Annotated in this window: 14 protein-coding genes and 2 tRNA genes; 11 read left to right on the forward strand and 5 right to left on the reverse strand. The window is 71.2% G+C overall.

Going from position 1 to position 17,285, the window contains the following annotated elements; genetic code table 11:
* Positions 1-92 precede the first annotated feature (92 nt).
* Both HNR07_RS33270 and HNR07_RS33275 read right to left on the reverse strand, forming a co-directional pair.
* Positions 93-842, reverse strand: coding sequence for a SanA/YdcF family protein (locus tag HNR07_RS33270; protein ID WP_184370774.1), 750 nt, complete (start codon positions 840-842; stop codon positions 93-95).
* 64 nt (positions 843-906) lie between these two features.
* Positions 907-2,127, reverse strand: a complete 1,221-nt coding sequence (locus HNR07_RS33275) for a flavin monoamine oxidase family protein (RefSeq protein ID WP_184370777.1) — start codon at positions 2,125-2,127, stop codon at positions 907-909.
* Positions 2,128-2,292: 165 nt separating this feature from the next.
* Between HNR07_RS33275 and HNR07_RS33280 the strand changes: the two genes are divergently transcribed.
* Positions 2,293-3,798: a DUF885 family protein gene (locus tag HNR07_RS33280; RefSeq protein ID WP_184373048.1), complete on the forward strand. Its 1,506-nt coding sequence runs from the start codon at positions 2,293-2,295 to the stop codon at positions 3,796-3,798.
* Positions 3,799-4,053: 255 nt separating this feature from the next.
* On the opposite strand, the gene HNR07_RS33285 is transcribed toward HNR07_RS33280, so the two are convergent.
* The gene (locus HNR07_RS33285; RefSeq protein ID WP_184370780.1) at positions 4,054-5,121 is read right to left on the reverse strand and encodes an N-acetylmuramic acid 6-phosphate etherase; all 1,068 of its coding nucleotides are present in this window, start codon (positions 5,119-5,121) and stop codon (positions 4,054-4,056) included.
* A gap of 77 nt (positions 5,122-5,198) precedes the next feature.
* The gene (locus HNR07_RS33290) at positions 5,199-6,173 is read right to left on the reverse strand and encodes a MurR/RpiR family transcriptional regulator (protein ID WP_184370783.1); all 975 of its coding nucleotides are present in this window, start codon (positions 6,171-6,173) and stop codon (positions 5,199-5,201) included.
* Between the two features lie 202 nt (positions 6,174-6,375).
* Between HNR07_RS33290 and HNR07_RS35770 the strand changes: the two genes are divergently transcribed.
* The 6 genes from HNR07_RS35770 to HNR07_RS33320 all read left to right on the forward strand — a co-directional run bounded on the left by HNR07_RS35770 (position 6,376) and on the right by HNR07_RS33320 (position 10,882).
* Positions 6,376-8,367: an AfsR/SARP family transcriptional regulator gene (locus tag HNR07_RS35770; protein ID WP_184370786.1), complete on the forward strand. Its 1,992-nt coding sequence runs from the start codon at positions 6,376-6,378 to the stop codon at positions 8,365-8,367.
* A 211-nt stretch (positions 8,368-8,578) separates the two neighbouring features.
* Entirely contained in the window at positions 8,579-8,770 is a 192-nt protein-coding gene (locus HNR07_RS33300; protein WP_017581955.1) for a hypothetical protein, read from the forward strand.
* A gap of 177 nt (positions 8,771-8,947) precedes the next feature.
* Positions 8,948-9,021: transfer RNA gene (locus tag HNR07_RS33305), tRNA-Lys, on the forward strand.
* 291 nt (positions 9,022-9,312) lie between these two features.
* Positions 9,313-9,386 (forward strand) — tRNA-Lys (locus HNR07_RS33310).
* A gap of 186 nt (positions 9,387-9,572) precedes the next feature.
* Positions 9,573-10,079 carry a septum formation family protein gene (locus HNR07_RS33315; protein WP_184370788.1) on the forward strand — a complete coding sequence of 169 codons (507 nt, stop codon included), beginning with the start codon at positions 9,573-9,575 and terminating at the stop codon, positions 10,077-10,079.
* A gap of 200 nt (positions 10,080-10,279) precedes the next feature.
* Positions 10,280-10,882 carry a septum formation family protein gene (locus HNR07_RS33320; RefSeq protein WP_184370791.1) on the forward strand — a complete coding sequence of 201 codons (603 nt, stop codon included), beginning with the start codon at positions 10,280-10,282 and terminating at the stop codon, positions 10,880-10,882.
* A gap of 123 nt (positions 10,883-11,005) precedes the next feature.
* On the opposite strand, the gene HNR07_RS33325 is transcribed toward HNR07_RS33320, so the two are convergent.
* A complete protein-coding gene (locus tag HNR07_RS33325) occupies positions 11,006-12,733 on the reverse strand; it encodes an alpha/beta fold hydrolase (RefSeq protein ID WP_184370794.1) in 1,728 nt (575 codons plus the stop codon).
* 365 nt (positions 12,734-13,098) lie between these two features.
* On the opposite strand from HNR07_RS33325, the gene HNR07_RS33330 reads away from it, so the two are divergent.
* From HNR07_RS33330 to HNR07_RS33345, 4 genes are read left to right on the forward strand one after another with little or no spacing between them, the layout of a single operon-like run.
* On the forward strand, positions 13,099-14,187 hold the full coding sequence (locus tag HNR07_RS33330; RefSeq protein WP_184370797.1) for an ABC transporter permease: 1,089 nt from the start codon (positions 13,099-13,101) through the stop codon (positions 14,185-14,187).
* A gap of 12 nt (positions 14,188-14,199) precedes the next feature.
* Positions 14,200-15,087 (forward strand): ABC transporter permease, encoded by an 888-nt coding sequence (locus HNR07_RS33335; protein ID WP_184370800.1) that lies wholly within the window; start codon positions 14,200-14,202, stop codon positions 15,085-15,087.
* A gap of 5 nt (positions 15,088-15,092) precedes the next feature.
* Positions 15,093-16,163, forward strand: coding sequence for an ABC transporter ATP-binding protein (locus tag HNR07_RS33340; RefSeq protein ID WP_184370803.1), 1,071 nt, complete (start codon positions 15,093-15,095; stop codon positions 16,161-16,163).
* Positions 16,160-17,284, forward strand: coding sequence for an ABC transporter ATP-binding protein (locus HNR07_RS33345; RefSeq protein ID WP_184370806.1), 1,125 nt, complete (start codon positions 16,160-16,162; stop codon positions 17,282-17,284). The genes HNR07_RS33340 and HNR07_RS33345 overlap by 4 nt, the downstream gene beginning before the upstream one ends.
* Position 17,285: the final 1 nt, after the last annotated feature.

The raw sequence follows: 17,285 nt of genomic DNA on the forward strand, positions 1-17,285 counted from the left end.
CTACCAGGAGCGCAGTACCACCGAAACCCGAGGCGCCGAACTTGCTACCGGTAGCAAGATCTACTGGTTCACCATGGTGGGTGTCGGGAGGGTCAGCGGCCTTCCTCTCCGGCGTGCGCGGCCAGGGCGTCGTCCACGCCGGTCTCGTAGTCGCCCAGGAACCTGGGGTCGGGCTGGAACACCACGGTGCCCAGCGCCCGAACCGACGCCGGGACCTCGCGGGCCCACCCGTAGACGGTGGCGAAGGCGCGTTCGCCCATGCTGGAACCGCCCACCCCGACCGTGTCGATCCCCGCCGCCCGGCACAGCCGCACCGCGCGCGGCAGGTGGAACTCCTGGGTGAGGACCGTGGCCTCCTCCACCCCGAACACCTCTCTGGCGCGGGCGCACGAGTCCCACGTGGAGAACCCGGCGTGGTCACCGACCACCCGGTCCTGCGGGATACCCGCGTCCACCAGGTAGTCGCGCATGGTGTCGGTCTCGTTGTAGTGCTCGACCCCGTTGTCCCCGGTGACCAGCACCGCCTGGACGCTTCCGGCCTCATACAGCTCCACCGCCAGGTCCAGGCGCTGGGCCAGCAGATAGCTGGGCAGGCCGTCCGGGCGCACCCCCGCCCCCAGGACGATCGCCACCGGCCGGTCGGGCACCGTCTCGGCGGTGTGGCGCTGGTCGCCGGTGGAGGCCAGCATCCACACGAACGGCACACACGCCAGGATCAGGGCGGACACGGCCAGCAGGGCCAACAGACGGCGCCGTCGCGGCAGCGCCCCGGGGCTGTTCTCGGCGGCGCCGTTCTCGGGCGCGGTGTCACCGTCGGGCTTGTGGGATTCAGAGGTCGTCACATCAGGGGAGACGACCGGAAACCGGCCGGAGTTCCGAGCAATGCCCGGAACCGGTGCCCGGAACTCACGCGTGCATACGGCGGAGCGCGGACATCGCGCTGTCCACGGTCTGCTCGTCGGTCAGCCCCGCGACCCGGTGGGCCTGGTCCCCGCCGTTGAAACCGAGCAGCACCGGCCGGCCGAACGCCTTGTACCCGTTGACCCAGTAGGACCACAGACCCGGGTCCTCGGGGTCCGACCACTCGATGACGTCGGCGCCGGCCGCCCAGAACACCTCGGGGAACCAGAGCCAGAGCTTGTCGAGCAGGCCCGCGCCGAGGGTGTCGACGGCAGCCCGCTTCTCCTCGGGCAGCTCGGGGGTGAAGGTCACCGACCCGGACTTGAGCACTCCCAGCGGCAGCGTGACCACGCAGTGGTCGCCGTGGACCTCCTCCCCGTCCCGCAGCCGGACCGCGGTCCCCGCGGCGTCGTACCCGACCCCGGTCACGACCGCGCCGGTGCGCACGGGCAGACCGTCGCGGACCTGTTCCACCAGCCGGTCGTAGCCGTCGGGCAGTAGCAGGTCGCCGCCGCGTCCGCCCACGCCCTCCTCGTCGGCGGTGATGGACAGCTGGTGCGGCTCGGCCCCGTACTCCTGCGCGTAGACCATGTTGGCCGCCGAGCGCAGCGCGGGCGAGGGGGCCGGCGGCAGCACCGACGAGATGGGAGCGGTGTCGGCGTCGGGCCGGTCGTCCATGTCCTTGGTGAGCCGTCCCAGCTCACGCAGCGCCGCCCGGTCCCGCCCGGCGGCGTTGTCGTAGTCGAACGGCAGCGCCCGGCCGCCGGAGCGCCGCAGCACCTTGGTCATCTTGTTGCCCTTGTGCCCGTGGATCCAGGAGGCGCCCAGCTCAGCCGGCATACCGTCCACCCACGTGGTCCAGGCCCGGCCGCCGACCCGCTCCCGCGCCTCCAGCACGGTCACGCGCAGCCCCGCCTTCACGAGCTTGCGGGCACAGGCCAGCCCCGCGAACCCCGCCCCCACCACGGTGACGCTCTGCCCCTCCCGGGCGGTCTCCAGGATCTCCCGGGCGGCCCGGCGCCCGCTCAACAGGGCTCCGGTGGTGGTGGCGGGCGCCTGGGCCGAGGTCGCCTCCCCGGCGAAGTGCACCCGCCCGCCCACCGACTCGGCAAGGTGCGCGCGCACGCGGGCTCCGAGCGGGTTCGGCGGCAGGTACGAGTACGAACTGAGGGCGAAGGGATCCCGCGACCACGAGGTACGAAGAAAACGGCTGGGCTGGGGGAGCATACGCGCGAAAACCTTTCTTCCGGTGCGGCTGTCCAAGGTTAGAGTCTGCGCATGCCTGCACAGTCACACACTCCCGCACAGCCGCACAGCTCCGCGCAGTCTCAAGGTTCTGCACGGGCACACAATGACGAACTCTCCCCGCGGCTGCGCGCGATCGCCGACCTCATGCCCGGCGGCATGCGAGAAGGCGCCGGGATGCACGAGTACGACGGCCGGGCCGCCGACCTCTCCCCGAAGGGGGTGAGCGCCGCCCTGGCGAAGCTGGGCGGCCGACCCCTGGCCGATCCCCACGACGAGGCCCACCTCTCCGCCTTCGAGAACGCCCTCCGCTACGAGCTGGGCGAACTCCAGTGGCACCGCGCCAACCCGCTCTACCACGCCGGTGAGATGGACCTGTCCGGCTACGACCGCGAGTACGCTTCCGAAGCCGAGCGAGACGCCGCCCGCACCGCACACCTGCGGCTCTGGCCGGGTCTGGCCGACAACGCGATCGCCGCGCTGGACCGCCTCCCGGCGCCCATCGCGCAGTCCCTCCTGGGCGCGGTCCGAGGGCTGGCCGAAGGCATCCCGGACAGCGTCCCCGAGGACGTGCGCCGCGAGGCCCTGGCCGCCCACGCACGGCTGCTGTCCCACGTCGAACACGCCGCCGAACACGGCCCGGACAGCGCCGCGCTGGGCACTGAGGCGCTGAGCCGTCTGATGGGTACCGGCGAGGCCATGGAGGTGGACCTCGACGCCCTGGCCGCACGCGCCGACGCCGAACGCGACCGCTTGCGCGCCAAGCTCGCCGAGGCCACCGAGCGGCTGGCTCCGGGGCGTGACCCGATGGAGTTCAGCCGCGAACTCACCCGACAGCACCCCGACACCGACGGGGTCCTCGGCGCCGCCCGCACCTGGACGCGGATCGCCCTCGACTTCACCGAGGAACGCGGGCTGGCCCCCTACGGCGACGGCGAGTGCCGAGTGGACGTGCCCCCGCCCGCGCTGCGCTGGGCCACCGCGATGATGGCCTGGTCCGGGCCCTGGGAGCAGGACAACCCGTCCTTCTACTACATCACCCCGCCCGACTCGGAGCTGTCCGAGGCGGAGGCCGCCGAGTGGCTGGAGCAGTTCAGCCACACGACCCTCCCGGCGGTCAGCGTCCACGAGGTCGCGCCCGGCCACTTCTCGCACGGGCGTGCCCTGCGCCGCGCCCCCAGTGAGGTCCGGCGGGCCCTGCACTCCATGACCTTCGCCGAGGGCTGGGCGCACTACGCCGAGGAGATGTGCCTGGAGGAGGGCTTCGGCGCGTACGCGGCCGAGCGGCTCGGAGACCCGGACTGGACCGCCGACCACTTCGAGATCGGCGTGTGGCTGGAGGCGCTCATCCGCGTCACCCGGCTGTCCGTGGCCATCGGCATGCACACCGGCACGATGACCGTGGAGGAGGCGGCGGCCCGCTTCAGCGAGGACACCCCGCTCCAGGGTCCGGCGGCCCTCTCCGAGGCCAGGCGTGCCACGTTCGACCCCACCTACGGCCGCTACACCTGGGGGAAGCTGGAGATCATGGCGCTACGCGAACGCGCCAGGGAGCAGTGGGGCAGTGAGTTCTCCCTGCCCCGCTTCCACCGCGCCCTCCTGGAGCTCGGCTCCCCGCCCCTGGGCCTGATCCCCGCCGCCCTGGACGCCTGACCCCCGTCCGCGAAGCGACAGCCGCCCGCCCCGGAGAACGCCCGGGGCGGGGCTGGCCGCTGTCCACGGCCGGGCCGTCCACGACCCGGAGTGAAGCCGCTGGCGCGGGCGAGCCGTAACCGTGGTCCTCACTCCGGTACGGGGGAGCCACCGGTTCCGCCCGCGCAGTGCTGATCTCGACCCCAGCCGCCCCCAACCCCAGCCGCCCCCAACCCCAGCCGCCCCCAACCCCAGCCGCCCTCAATCGCGCCTGCCTCAAACTCCGGGCGCGCCCCGGACCCCCGGGGCCTCCTGGCCCGGCAGGCCCAGCGCGGTCAGGGCCGCGCGCACCCGGCCGCGGCCCTTCTCCAGGGCCCGCGCCGCCGTGGCCGCGTCCACCTCGGCCAGCAGCGACACCAGCGCCGTCCGGGTGTCGCCTTCGGCCGCCGTCAACGCCTCGGCGCACGTCTGCTCGTCCAGGCCGGTGGCCTCCACCAGGATGGTCACCACTCGCCCGCGAAGCTTGCCGTTGGTGGCGTCCACACCCACCATCAGGTTCGAGTAGGTCCGCCCCATCCGCACCATCACCGCGGTCGAGAACGCGTTGAGCAGGAGCTTCTGCGCGGTGCCCGCCTTCATCCGGGTGGACCCGGCGATCACCTCGGCGCCCGTGGACACGCCCACGTGCACGTCGGCGCCCCCGGCCAGCGGGGCGTCCGGGTTCGCGCTGATCAACACCGTGGCGGCCGACCGCTTACGGGCCGCCTCCAGGGCACCGCCCACGTAGGGGGTCCGCCCGCTGGCCGCCAGGCCGACCACCAGGGAACCGGGGGCCACCCCGGACGCGTCGATCCGACCGGACTCCCAGTCGTCCTCGATCCCCTCCACGGCGCGCACCAGCGCCTCGCCGCCGCCCGCGTGGTGGGCCACCACCCACTCCGCGGGCACTCCGTAGGTCGGCGGCAGTTCCGCGGCGTCCTGCGCGGCGATCCGCCCCGAGGTCCCCGCCCCGAAGTAGTGGATGGCCGCGCCCCCCTCCAGTGCCGCCACCCCCAGCTCCACCGCGCGGGCCAGCTCCGGCAGCACCGCGCCCACGGCCGCCGCGACGGTGGCGTCCTCGGCGTTGATCTGCCGCAGGATGTCCAACGCCGGGAGCATGTCGATGTCGTGGGTACCCGAGTTGCGGGCCTCGGTGGGCGCACGCACGATCACGGCGTCAGTGCCGCCGGACCCGCTGTCCGCTCCTCGAACCGGCCCGCTGCCGGGCCCCCGTCCGTCCGGTTCCCGGTCCTGCGGGTTCTGTTCCGTGCCGCCGTGCACCGCGCTCTCCTGTTCGGTCCGCACCCGTGCTTGTCCTTCCGTCCGGCCGCGCCGGGCCGCGCCCGGAAGGGCCCAACCACGGAACCGACGCGGGTAGCGGGTCAGTCGTCGTCTTCGGTGGTGGGTGGACCGCCCCGCCGACGTCTGCGGTCGTCGCTGAGCCGCAGCCCCCGCACCGCCTCGTAGGTGGTCTCCAAAGCGCTCATGCTGTCCGTGTACCGGATCTGCGCGAGCCCCACGAACAGGCAGTCCACCACCGTCAGCTGGGCCAGCCTGGAGGCCGTGGCACCCGAGCGGAACAGGGTCTCCCGCGCCGCCGTGGTGAGCACGTGGTCGGCGAAACCGATGGGGGACCGGGGGAAGTTGGTGATCGCCACCGTCCGCGCGCCCCTGCGGCCCGCCTCGGTCAGTGCCTGCACGGTGTCTATGGTGGTGCCGCTGTGCGAGATCCCGATCGCCACGTCACCCTCCTCCAGCAGGGCCGCGCTGGTCAGCATCACGTGCGCGTCCGACCACGCGAACGACGTCAGCCCGATCCGGTGCAGCTTCTGCTGGAGGTCGGCGCCGACGAAGGCGCTCGCGCCCACCCCGTACACGTCGATCCGCCGCGCGTTCGACATCGTGTCGATGACCGAGCGCAGGACCTCCACGTCCATGGCCGCGCCGGTCTCCTCCACCGCGCGGGCGTCGGTGTAGGCGATCTTCTGGACGACGGTGACGAGGGTGTCGTCGGGGTTGATGTCACTGGCCAGCTCCGCGGAGTCGGCGCGCGCCCCCCGCGCCTGCCCGGCCTCGGTGGCCAGGGCCAGCCGCAGCTCGCGGTAGCCGCTGAAGTCGATGGTGCGGCAGAACCGGATGACGGTGGCCTCGGAGGTCGCGCAGTCCTTGGCGAGCTGCGTGATGGAGGAGGCCGCGGCGCGTTCGGGGTCGTCCACGACCCGTTGGGCCACGCGCTGTTCGGCGGGGGCCAGGGAAGGGAGCAGCGACCTGATCCGGAGGACCGTCGTCGGGACCGGTGACGAGGAAACGTCACCCCGGTTCGCACGGTCACCAGACGACTTCGGAATTTGCGCCATGGAGGAAAGTTTCTTTCGGTCGTGGTGCTGAGTCAACGCACTGACGGGAAAAACCGGGAGATTCAAGGATTTCAAGGGACGGCCCGTGCGGCAAGTGGCCCTCTTCTGATTGCGTGATCCCAGCTCAGGCGGCACCCTGGGAGGGAGGCGACACGTCGGCACCCGAACACATCCGTGTCGGCCTCACAGGGGGGATGAATCCGTGTCGCTGCTCGACCCGCCGGGAACACGGGACGAGGCGACCGTAGAACCCGAACCCGCAGAACCCGAACCCGTCGAACCCGCTCGGCTGGAACCCGCTTCCCAGGGACTCTACGTCAGTCTCCTGGGTCGCTTCGGGATCCAGGTCGACGGTGTCCCGCTGAGCGTGCGCGGGGACCGCCGCCGCGCCCTCCTGGCCACCCTGTTGCTCAACACCGGCCGGGTCGTGCCCACCTACGACCTCATCGCCCGCGTCTGGGACACGCCGGGCCAGGCCGCCCGGGGCGCACTCCAGGTCCACATCGCCCGGGTCCGCGCCCTCTTCGAACAGCAACTGGGCGCCCCGCTCATCCAGGGCGCCGACGGCGGCTACCGGATCGACCTGGAGCAGCACCGTTCCGATCTCCTGCTCTTGCGCGCCCTGGTCGGCCGGGCGGACCTGGCCGCCGCCCGCGGGGAGACCGACACCCACGCCGACCTCCTGTCCCAAGCCCTGCGCCTGTGGCGCGGCCCGGTCCTGGCCGACGTCGCCGCGCCGCTGCTGCACACACAGGACGTGCCGCGCCTGAACGAGGAGCTTCTGCGAGTGGCCGAACGGGGGTTCGACGCAGCCTTGGCCCGGGGCGAGCACGAACGCGTCGCCGCCAGCATCGGCCCCATCGCGGCGGACCACCCCGAACGCGAACCCCTCATCCGGGTCCAGATGATCGCCCTCTACCGGGCCGGACGCCAGAGCGAGGCCCTACGGGTCTACGCCAGGGCCCGCTCCGTGCTCGCCGAACGCCTGGGCGCCGACCCCGGCCGCGAACTCCAGGAGACCTTCCACGGAGTCCTGCGCGGTGACCTCGACTCCAGGCTCGGTCTGCGCTCCCGAGCGGAGGGCGTCGTCTGGCCCGGGGCGGCCCTGCGGGGTGCCGCCCCGCCGGTGGCCCTCCGATCGACAACCCCGGAACCGGGAACCCCCGATCCGGGAACCACCGGTTCAGGAGCGGCTGTGCCCCGTCAGCGCGCCCACCCCGACACCAGGCGCTGCGCCGCCCGGCGCGGACCCGATCCCGCCGCCGGGCCCGCCACCGATCCCGCCGCCTGCCTCATCCCGGCCGAACTCCCCGCGGCCCCCCGTGCCCTGGTCGGCCGCGCCGACGCCCTGGCCGAGATCGACCGCCTCGTCGACCCCTGTTCCCCGGTGCCCGGCAGCGTCCTGGTCCGGGGCGCTGCCGGGGCGGGCAGCAGCGCCCTGGCCGTGCGCTGGGCGCACTCGGTGGCCGCCCACTTCCCCGACGGCCAGCTCTACGTCAACCTGCGCGGCTCCGACGGTGGCCCCCTCCACCCCGCGGACGTCCTGGGCCGCCTCGTCCGCTCCCTGTCCGCGGGGACCGCCGACCCCGGAAGCCTCAACGTCGGGCACTCGAACCTCGGGCGCCTCGGCCCGGGCCACCTGAACACCGGTAACCCCGACTCGACGGAACCGGACCGCGGTTTCACCGAAGCCGACGAGGCCGCCGCCCGGGTGCGCTCCCTGATGGCGGGGCGCCGGGTGCTGCTCGTACTCGACAACGCCGCCACCGCCCACCAGGTGCGGCCCCTGCTCCCGGGTACCCCGGGGAGCTCGGCGGTGGTGGCCAGCCGTCACTGGCTGACCGACCTCCTGGTCCGGGACGGGCTGCGGGCCGTCCCGGTGGACGCCCTGCCGCGGGAGCACGCGGTCGCCCTGTTGCGCTCCCTGCTGGGGTCCGGCCGCTGCCCACCGGACACGCTGCGGCGGATCGCCGAGCTGGCCGGTGGTCTTCCCCTGGCGCTGCGGATGGCGGTGGCCTGGTTGGACGCCCATCCGGAGCGCCCCGCCGCGGAGCTGGTCCGGCTGGTGGAACGGGCGGACCCGGCGCACGGCGTCTCGCCCACGGCCCGGATGGCCGCCGTGCTGCGCGCCGGGCCCTTGGGGCCGGGCACGGCCGCGGGGAAGTACCGACCGGGCTCCGAACCCCGCTCCTGAGTCTTCGCGGTCGGTCTTACGGGCGGCTTTCAGGCAGAGAAAATTCTCGGCCCGGGAAAGCGGAGTCACAGCAGTCACATCAGCCACAACAGCGCTCACGAGGGGTTTTCGAAAAGTCCGGGTTCCGGCTAGCCCAATGGAGAGTTGTGAGATCGACCAGATCTGCCCCAGGGGGTGCTCAGCGGTCTCATGAGTCGCTAGTGTCAGCTCCATGACGCAGAACAACGATCCCAATCTCGACCCGGACCCGGCGGGAACCACGCAGCACTTCCGCCGGTTCGTCGACGACAACCCCGAGCCCGAGGAGGCTCCGCGCCGCCCGATCCTGCCGCTGGTGCTGGCGGGCGTCGGTGTCGTCCTGACCATCGGCATCATCATCGCCCTGGTCATGGCCTTCTCCTAAGCCGGAGCAGGCCGCCCGGACCGCGCCCGTCAGGTTCGAAAGAGCCCGAGGGGCGAGGGCCGCGATGTGATGGGGCCGACCCCCGGCCGGCTCCGAAACCGGTTCGCGACCACCTCACGGTCCTGCTAGAGTTAACTCCGTTGCCGCACAGAGCCGCAGGGCTCACAGCGAGAACAGGCGTCATTAGCTCAGTTGGTCAGAGCAGCTGACTCTTAATCAGCGGGTCCGGGGTTCGAGTCCCTGATGACGCACAGCGGTACGACGGCCCCGGTCGGAGGACACCACGTCCACCGACCGGGGCCGTTCTCGTGTGTTCGGGCTGTGCCCCGGGGCCGGGGCCTCCGGAGCGCCTCGGGGAACCCCGCCCGGAGCGCCGCCCGAGGGGAATGCCAGGGCAGCCGTTGCCCCGTCCGACCCCCGTTCATGCGGGCGTCCCGCGTGGCGTGGCGCACATCGCGCCCTTCCTGGCTCGGGGAGCTCAGAAGTTCCGGTAGAGTTAACTCCGTTGCCGCACAGAGCCGCAGGGCTCACAGCGAGAACAGGCGCCATTAGCTCAGTTGGTCAGAGCAGCTGACTCTTAATCAGCGGGTCCGGGGTTCGAGTCCCTGATGGCGCACAGCAGTACGACGGCCCTGGTCGGAGGACGCCACGTCCACCGACCGGGGCCGTTCTCGTTTCACCATTCCCGCACGGTGCGGTCCTCCCCGAATCCCATTGACACCGCGTACCCGCTGGTGAATGCTTCTTCTGCCCGCCTCCCCGAGAGGCGGTCTCCCCTTCCCGAAGAACCCGGAGTCCCTCCATGTCCTCCCCCACCCCTGCCCTCCTTTCCCCTGCTCTGCGCAACACCTCCCTCACGCTGCTCGCCGCGGGCGCGGCCGTGAGCCTCTCCGCCTGCGGCCTGGTCACCTCGCTCCTCGGGGCCGGCAACGTCATGGAACTCGGGGTCGGCGACTGCTTCAACGAGCAGGACGTGTTCGGCGGCTTCACGGCTCAGGACGAGGAGGTCAGCGACGTCCCGCTGGTCGACTGCGCCGAGCCGCACGACTCCGAGATCTTCTACTCCGAGGAACTGCCCGACGGCGACTTCCCGGGCGACGCCGCCCTGGAGAAATCCCTGGACGACATCTGCACGGGCAGCGCCTTCGAGAAGTTCGTCGGCATCGACTACATGGACTCCGAGCTCTACGTCGGCGCCTTCCAGCCGACCGCCGAGACCTGGGACCTCCTGGACGACCGCGAGACGCTCTGCTACGTCGTGACCGGCGGCGAGACCGTCACCGGCAGCCTAGAGGGCAGCAAGCGCTGACCCCGACCCGAGCGGACCGGCCCCACCCCGCCCGAAACCCTTGCGGGGCCCTGTCGGGCACCGACCAGTGCTGTTTCCCGGCCCGGCCGGGGCCGGTTCGCGAACCGGGCGAAACCTTCTGCTGTCCGGACGCGTCTGGATAAGTAACGCCGATTCACTCTTCCGGGTCGGTGGGAGACCAACGATCCCGTGGAGCCGTCATGTTGTCCGAAGCGCGTCACCCCCTGCTCGGCCGTATCGCCCTGGCGACTGTGGCCGCCGGTGCCGCACTGTCCCTCTCGGCGTGCGGACTGCCCCTGCTTCCCCCCGCCTTCACCGACAGTACGGAGGACCCCGGCCCCGCGGCCGAGCCCACGGAGACCGAGGAGCCGGTCGAGACGGAGGAGCCCGAGCCCTTCGAGACCGAGGAGCCGGTCGAGGTGGAGCCCGAGGAGCAGGACGTGATGATCCTGGCCGTCGGCGACTGCCTCAACGAGTGGACCACCGACTACGACGACACGGTCAGCAGCGTCCCCATCGTGGACTGCGACGAGCCGCACGACTTCGAGGTCTACTACGAGGGCGTGGTCGACGAGAGCGGTGACTACCCGGGTGAGGACGAGCTCTCCGACATGGTCGACGAGGGCTGCGTCGACGCCTTCGAGGACTTCGTCGGCTCCCCGTACGCGACCTCGGCCCTCTACCAGACCTCGCTGTGGCCCACCGAGGAGGGCTGGGAGCAGGGCAGCCGCGACTACCTGTGCCTGGTCGGGCACATGGACGGCAGCCAGTCCACCGGCACCCTGGAGGACTCGCGGCTGTAGCCGCCGCCGGTCCGCCCGGCGGTACCCCCTGGAACGTGAACGGCCCGCGCCATCGGATGGCGCGGGCCGTTCGGTCATGGTCCCGCCACCGGGTGCCTACCGGCTGACCTTCAGGACCCGGCCTCACGGTCCGGCGCGGTTCCCGCTCCCCAGCGGGCCCGCGAACACCTGTTCCAGGGGGTCGGTGACCTCTGGCGCGAGTGCGGTCGGGGCGTTGCCCGCGTGGGGGGTAAGCGGCTCCGCGGAGCGGGGGATCCCCGCGCACTCCTTGTCGCCGGGTACCTCGCCGTCGATCAGGTAGGCCGCCACGACCTCGTTCACACAGGGATAGCCGAGTTCCCCGGTGAACTGGTCAGGCATGAAGGCGAACCTGTGCCCGCCCTCGTCCACGACGGTGAGCAGCGGACTGTCCAGCCGTTCGGCCAGGGCCGGTCCGCCCGCGTAGTGGGTGTTGGCGTCGAGGTCGGCCGCGATGACCAGGGCTTCGGGATAGCCGTCCCGACCCAGTTCGACCGCGGGCTCGGTCGGCGGGTTCCGAGTGAAGGTGCACGCCTGAGGGGCGGCCCAGAGCGCCCCGGAGCTGTACGGGTGGTCGTCGCCGTACGCGCGGGCCTGTGCGTGGTACTGACTGATCCGGTCCGGCCACTCGGCTTCACAGACGATGGCCGAGAACAGGTCGGTGCCCATGGCGAAGGCCGGGTCCTCCTCCCACGGATCCGGTTCCGCGGGGCTCTCCTGGTTCTCCTCGGCGGTCGCCTCGCCGTCTGGCAGGGCGGCCGCCTCCGGTACCGGCTCACCGGTGACCAGGACCTGGAGCACCCAGGAGCTCATGTCCCAGTGGCCCTGGTTGCGGGCGTACCAGAAGACCAGTGAGTCGAAGCGCGCGCCGTCGACCGGTCCGAACCCGGGGAAAGGCTCCTCCAGGGGCTCCTCCCGGTACCGTGCCGAGGTCTCGTCGAAGAGAGCGACGATCTCCTCATGGCTGCTGCCGAACCCGAACACGTCGTCGTGCTCGGTGAGCCATGCGGTGTAGCGCTCCAGGTTGGCTGTGCCGGCGGGACCCTGCCCCATGAAGAGGTCGCGCCAGATCTCGTCCGGGTGAACGGCCGAGTCCAGGACGCTGCGGTTGAGTCGCTCGGGGAACAGGCTCCCGTACACCGCGCCCAGGTAGGTGCCGTAGGAGTAGCCCAGGTAGTTGATCTGCTCCTCACCCATGGCGGTACGCAGGACCTCCATGTCACGGGCGGTGTTGGCCGAGGTCATGTGCGGGAACCGGTGGCCCTCGGCGGCGTCGCACGCGCGGGTGTAGCGGATCGTCGCGCGTGTGTGCGCACTGATCTCGGCGTCCGTGGGCCGGGAGACGATGTCGGGGAGCTCGGCCCCGCAGTCGAGGCGGCTGGAGGCCCCAGTGCCGCGCGGGTCCATCCCGATGAGGTCGTACACCTCGTGCAGGGGCGTACCAGCCTGGTCCCGCGGCATGACCCGGGCCGGGACCCCGGGGCCGCCCGGGTTGAGCAGGAGGACGCCCAGGCGCTCCTCCGGTTCGGTGGCGGCGGCACGGCTCACGGCGATGGTGAGCCGGTCCCCGTCGGGTTCGGCGTAGTCGAGGGGGACCTCGAAGTCCGCGCACTCCAGTGCCAGGCCTTCGGCCGCGAGCTCCTGCTCCGTGCACGGTGCCCACACGAGCTCCTGGTCGGAGAAGGGGGCCAACGCGGCTTGGTTGACGGGGTAGCCGGGGGAGGCTTCGCCTGCCGGGCCGGCGGCGGCCGGGAGGACCGCCGTCAGGGAGAGGGCCAGTCCGGTGGCGGTGGCCACCGAGGCCGTTCGGATGGTGGTGCGTGCTCGGGGCACGGGGGTTCCCCTCCGTTCTGCGGCCACCGGTACGGGGCGGGGCCGGGGCCCGTTCCGGCAGGCGTGTGTAGTGGTTCCGTAACAGTACGAAGCGCCTCAAGAGCCACAACACCTACAAGTGTCATGTGTGACTCAGGTGGCCGGATACGGCCAGATGCCCTTGGGAACTATGGGTTGTTTTGTTGTTTTCTGTTCTTTTTGTGATGCCGATCGGGTCGCGCAAAAGACGCCGTTTGGTCACGGGGGTGGTGTGGGACACACGGGTGGCGTTACCGTGATGTTCTATTAGGAAAGTTTCCTAACAAAAAATCGCCATGCCCCCACGGTCCCCGACACCGCCGTGCCCCCTTGCTCGAAGGAGCCCCGTGGCCACCGAAATCGCGGCCTCCCCACCACCGGACACAGGTGGATCCGGGCCCGCCGTCCCCCGGAAGACCAACCCCCTCCTGAACCGGATCTGGCGCAACTACGTCTTCGTGAAGGTCCGCAAGGCCTTCGTCGTGGTCTTCGTCGTGGCCAACGTGACGTTCTTCCTCGGCCGCGCGATGCCGGGCGACCCCATCGACGTCATGGCGGGCCGCCTCACCCAGGGCGGCATGTCGATGAACGAGGCTCGGGCCATCGCGATGAACTCGCTGGCCTACGACCCGGACGCGTCCCTCCTGCGGCAGTGGTGGGAGTTCCTCGTCGGGATCGCCACGCTCGACCTCGGCAACACGATCAACCGCCCCGCCTTCAGCGTCACCGAGGCCATCGGCGCCTACCTCCCCTGGACCCTCTTCAGCATCGGCGCCGGCACCCTCATCGCCATCGTCCTCGGCCTCGCGCTGGGCATGGTCATGGCCTACCGCCGCAACCAGTCCCTCGACCACGTGCTCAGCGTCCTCGCCTCGGTCCTGGGCGCCGTCCCGAACTACCTCATCGCGATGCTCCTGGTCGTGGTCGGCGGCATGTACCTGGGCTGGTTCAACCCGATCGAACTCCGCGGCACCCTCAGCCCCGGCGTCCAGCCCGGGTTCACGCTCACCTTCATCGGCGACGCGTTCTACCACGCGGCCCTGCCGATCTTCACCTACGTGCTCGCCATCATCGGCACCTGGATGCTCGTCATGAAGGCCTCCACCACCGAGGTGCTCGGCGAGGACTACGTGACCGTCGCCCGGGCCCGGGGCCTGCGGGACAGCCGCATCGCCACCGCCTACGTCGGCCGCAACGCCGTCCTGCCGCTGGTCGCCCAGATCGCGATCTCCTTCGGCACCCTCGTCGGCGGCGCGATCTTCGTCGAACAGGTCCTGGTCTACAAGGGCGTGGGCGGACTCCTGCTCGACGCGGTCAACTACCGCGACTACCCGCTCCTCCAGGGGCTGCTCATCATCATCACCTCGTGCGTGGTGATCGCCAACCTCGCCGCGGACCTGCTCTACAGCAGGCTCGACCCTCGTATCCGGAAGTAGGGGGACGCACGCATGGCAGTCACCACCGCAACCGGTCCCGCGCCCGCCGCAGGCGTCTGGGGCAGCATCTGGCAGGGCATCACCCGAAGCACCAGCGGGTTCATCGGGCTCTGCCTGGTCCTGAGCGTTCTGCTCTTCTCCTTCGTGGGCCCCCTGCTCATCGACAGCCACAACCCCACGGACGTCAGCAAGATCTGGGGCCCGATGAGCTCCGAGCACTGGCTCGGCACCAACCACGAGGGCAAGGACACCCTCACCCAGCTCATCCTGGGCGGACGCGAACCCATCATGGTCGGCCTCATGGCCGCCCTCATCACCGTCGCCATCGCGGTCACCCTCGGCGCGATCGCCGGTTACGTCCGGGGCAGGGTCGACCACTTCCTGCTCCAGCTGACCGACATCACGATGACCATCCCCTTCATCGTCCTGATGCTGGTCATCGCCTCCTTCTACCGGACCTCCTCCCCGATGGTGGTCTCCTTCATCATCGGCCTGGTCACCTGGCCGTACCTGATGCGGTCCATCCGCGCGCAGGTCCTCACCCTGAAGGAACGCGAGTTCATCGAGGCCGCCCGCCTCCAGGACCTGGGCACCGCCCGCATCCTGTGCGTCGAGGTGTTGCCCAACATGGCGGGCTACATCTTCATCAACTTCATCATCGCCATCACCAACGCCATCTACGCGGTCGTCGGCATGTACCTGCTGGGCCTGCTGCCCAGCACCGCCGACAACTGGGGGCTGATGATCCAGCAGGCCTGGGACAACAACGCCTTCCTCCTGCCCCAGGCGGCACCCTTCCTCGTCGCTCCGATGGTGATGATCATGCTCTTCCAGATCGGGCTGGTCACCATGACCCGCTCCCTGGAACAGGCCCTCAACCCACGACTCCGGGACAGGTGAGCCCAGTGAACGACCACCCCACCGCCCCGGACACCGACAACGGGGCCCTGCTGTCGGTCCGCGGGGTCGACGTCGGCTACCGCACCGGCCGCAGGACCCGGGTCACCGCGGTCCACGACGTCTCCTTCGACCTCCACCCCGGCCAGTCCATGGCCCTGGTCGGCGAGTCCGGCTGCGGAAAGACCACCCTCGGCCTCGGACTGCTGCGGCTGCTGCCGCGCACCGGGGTCGTCCCCAAGGGCGAGATCCTCTTCCGCCGCAAGGACGGCACCCGCGTGGACGTGCGCACCCTGGAGAAGGAGAAGCTGCGCCGCTTCCGCTGGAACGAGGCGGCCATGGTCTTCCAGGGCGCCATGAACGCCTTCAACCCGGTGCTCAAGATCGAGGAGCACTTCCTCGACACCTTCCGCGCCCACGAGCGCGCCGGGCGGCGCCGCCCCCGCAAGGAGATCATCGAACGCTCCGCCGAGCTGCTGGAGATGGTCCGCCTCGACCCGGTCCGGGTACTGGGCAGCTTCCCGCACGAGCTCTCCGGCGGTATGCGCCAGCGCAGCCTCATCGCCCTGGCCCTGGCCCTCGAACCCCAGCTGCTCATCCTCGACGAGCCCACCACGGCCCTGGACATCCTCACCCAGCGCTCCATCGTGGAACGCCTCGCCGAGCTGCGCGAGGAGCTGCGCTTCTCGATGGTCTTCATCACCCACGACCTCGGCCTGGCCGCCGAGCTCGCCGACCGCGTCGGCACCATGTACGCCGGGCGGCTCATCGAGACCGGCACCACCCGGGACATCTTCTACCGCTCCCGGCACCCCTACACCTCGGCTCTGATCAACTCCGTGCCGCCGGTCGTGGGCGACCTCCACGTGCCCGAGTCCCTGCCCGGCGGCCCGCCCAGCCTGAACGCGCTGCCCCCGGGCTGCTCCTTCGCGCCCCGCTGCGCCCACGCCCTCGACTCCTGTACCGCCACCCGTCCCGTGCTCGAGGTGCTCAAGCACCGCGACGCGGGCCTGAGCCACACCGCGGCCTGCTTCCGCTCCACCGACGCCGCACTCCACGCCGAGGGGGTCTCCCGTTGATCGACCGGACCGTCAACCCCGCCCACGCCGAACCGCGCCCCGACGACACCGCCCCGCGCGCCGCCAGCACGGTCGAACCGGCCCCCGGGACCGTCATCGGCACCGCCGCGACCGCCCGGGCCCACACCTCCGGTGAGCGCCGCGCCGAACCGCCGGTGCTGTCCCTCAAGGGCGCCCAGCAGATCTTCAGGACCCCGAGAGGCGATGTCCCCGCCGTCGCCGGGGTCGACCTGGAGGTCCGCCCCGGCCAGGTGCTCTGCCTGGTGGGGGAGTCCGGCTGCGGCAAGACCACCACCGCCCGCATGGCCGCCGCCCTGTCCGACCCCACCGCGGGCGAGGTCCTGTTCCGCGGCAAGGACGTCGCCTCGATGGACAAGAAGGAGCGGGCCGCCTTCCGGCGCTCGGTCCAGTACATCCACCAGGACCCCTACGCCTCCCTCAACCCGGTCCGCACCGTCTACTCCACGGTCTCCGCCGGACTGCGCCGCCACAAGCTGGTCAAGGGCCGCGACGAGGCCCGCCGCGTCACCACCGAACTCCTGGAGCGCGTCGACCTCACCCCTGCCGAGGACTACCTGGACAAGTACCCCCACCAGATGTCCGGCGGCCAGCGCCAGCGCGTCGCCGTGGCCCGAGCCCTGGCGATGAACCCCGAGGTGATCATCGCCGACGAGTCCACGTCGATGCTGGACGTGTCCATCCGGGTCAGCCTCCTGAACACCCTGGGCAGGCTCCGCGACGAACTCGGCGTGAGCTTCCTGTTCATCACCCACGACCTCGCCGTGGCCAAGTACTTCGCCTGGCGGGGCGAGATCGCGGTCATGTACCTCGGCAAGGTCGTGGAGCACGGGCCCACCCCGCACGTGGTGAACGATCCACAGCACCCCTACACCAAGGCGCTCATCTCCGCGGTCTGCGAACCGGACCCGGACCTGGCGAGGAACAAGGAGCGGGTCCGGCTGCGCAGCGCGGACATCCCCGACCTCACGGACCTGCCGCCAGGCTGCGACTTCCACCCGCGCTGCCCGATCTACGCCCAGGGCAGCTGCGACACCGTACGGCCTCCGCTGGTCCGCAGCCACGACCGGTTGCTGGCCTGCCACGTCGTCACCAGGGGGTGAG

The organism is Nocardiopsis metallicus, from assembly GCF_014201115.1.
Lineage (GTDB): Bacteria > Actinomycetota > Actinomycetes > Streptosporangiales > Streptosporangiaceae > Nocardiopsis > Nocardiopsis metallicus.